Origin of the sequence: Flavobacterium algoris, from assembly GCF_048158525.1 — a bacterium.
Classification (GTDB): Bacteria; Bacteroidota; Bacteroidia; order Flavobacteriales; family Flavobacteriaceae; genus Flavobacterium; species Flavobacterium algoris.
On sequence record NZ_JBLNKT010000061.1, the window covers coordinates 1 to 1,808 of the forward strand.

General features: G+C 43.6%; 2 protein-coding genes. Both read right to left on the bottom strand.

The features are described 5' to 3' along the window. Positions 1–83 precede the first annotated feature (83 nt). On the bottom strand, positions 84–974 hold the full coding sequence (locus ACM55I_RS16285; RefSeq protein WP_416847894.1) for a fibrobacter succinogenes major paralogous domain-containing protein: 891 nt from the start codon (positions 972–974) through the stop codon (positions 84–86). A 29-nt stretch (positions 975–1,003) separates the two neighbouring features. Next, positions 1,004–1,808 (bottom strand): hypothetical protein (locus ACM55I_RS16290; protein WP_416847895.1); only part of this gene is annotated, 805 nt, incomplete at its 5' end.

Here is a 1,808-nt window from a genome sequence, read left to right on the forward strand (position 1 = left end):
CGTGCTTGGCGCAACACAACTCAAACAAATGGGACATGTACGCTGCTCTTTTCCCAAAAATATAAATAATCAAATAAATCGAATTATTCTGAGACACAACGCACAGAGAACCCGCACACACGATAGTAGTTGCTGCTGCTGGCGTTGGTGCTGCTGAGGTTCATGTGCCACGCGTAAGTACTACTCTCAGTACTACTTTCAGTACTACTCCAGTAGAGGCCGGAGTAACCACGGTCGTGCAACGCACCATCAGTGTGGATGCGCCAGCCGGCCACCGGGAGTGTTAAGGTTTTGGTGCTGGCAGTAGGACCCCAACTGACTGCAGTAGAAAAGTTTTCATCATTAGCCCATGAACCTGTTCTACTCACGGTGTTGTTTGCTAAAACTCCATCCCATTGTACTTTTGTAGGTACTCTAAACCCAGCTGGACAAGGATCGTTGGCAGTCTTGCTACCATCTACCCACGCACCATTGTTAGCAGCAGCAGTATTCCATCCTGTAATTGCGCCTGCCTGAGTACTGGCATCGGCAACCACAGCACTTCGGCCCCATTGGTAATAATTACCGTGTATGGCCTGTACTGGAATGTGTGGGTCTAAAAAAGTGTTTGTGGCGCCTAAGTTATAGCACATGAATTTTTTAAACACTCCCGCAGCAACATAAGCACCACAAGTAACACCTGAAACATCAACAACAGAAGTTATTCCTGACCAGGAATTTACATTAGTATACACCTGAAATTGACCATTGCCACAATCAGTACAGTAGATCATAAGTCCCGGTACAGCAGAAACTGCATTGCGTTGCTCACGATTCATACGAGGCGGCAAAAAACCTCTGGTCGTGCTCTCAAGCTCCAGCAAGGCGGTAGGCGATATGTTGGTGGTATTGTCGCCTATTTTTTGTTGTTTTTGGGCAAAAACACTACATCCTAAAAGCAATAAACTTACAGTCAATAAACCGGATATTTTCATAATAATAATAATAATAATATATCGTTTGTTTAATCAATTTGATACCAATTGGTCCCGTTCGATTGAACACGTATGGTTCTGGAATAATTTAAAGTGGTAAATGTGGTTGTAGCAGAGGCGTAAATGGCAGGCGTAAAAGACAAAATATTGGCAGTTTCATCTATTTTTCTAATACTATAAATGGCATTAACAGCAGCGGATGCCGCAGGCAATGTCACTGTAAATCCCGCTGAAGTAGCATCACATAAAATGGTATTATCAGCGGCAGTAGCCGTATATGCTCCTGTTTTAATGGAAATGGCCACGGCTTGAGCAGGCGCGGACAATACACCTGCTGTGGTTAAATTTAAACCACTACCTATTGTTATTTCGGATGCAACAGCTACTGCTGCTGTGGGGTTACCTAACAAACGAGTTGCTCCTACATTCTGTATCTTGGCATAGGTTACTGCAGCGTCTGTAATTTTACCCGTAGTAACGGCATTGGCTACAATTGTTATTGCATTGGCATTGTTATTCACATCTCCTGTTAAAGCGGGAATAGTAGTTACTGTAGCGGCGTTACCGCCAATGCTCAATCCTGATGCTGTTCCTATTAAGTTAGTGGCTACACCTGATGCTGGTGTACCTAAAGCTGGTCCAACAAAGGTTTTATTGATTAAAATTTCAGTTCCGGCTAAAGTAGCAAGAGTTCCTGTAACAGGCAAAGTAACATTCGTTGCTGCTGTTGCTGTTAATGTTGTAGCAAAGGCACCCGCTGTTGCTAAGGTACTACCTTCTGCCAATGTTAATGTAGCTGTGGTTGCAGGAGCAGTTAATATCAATTTATTAACC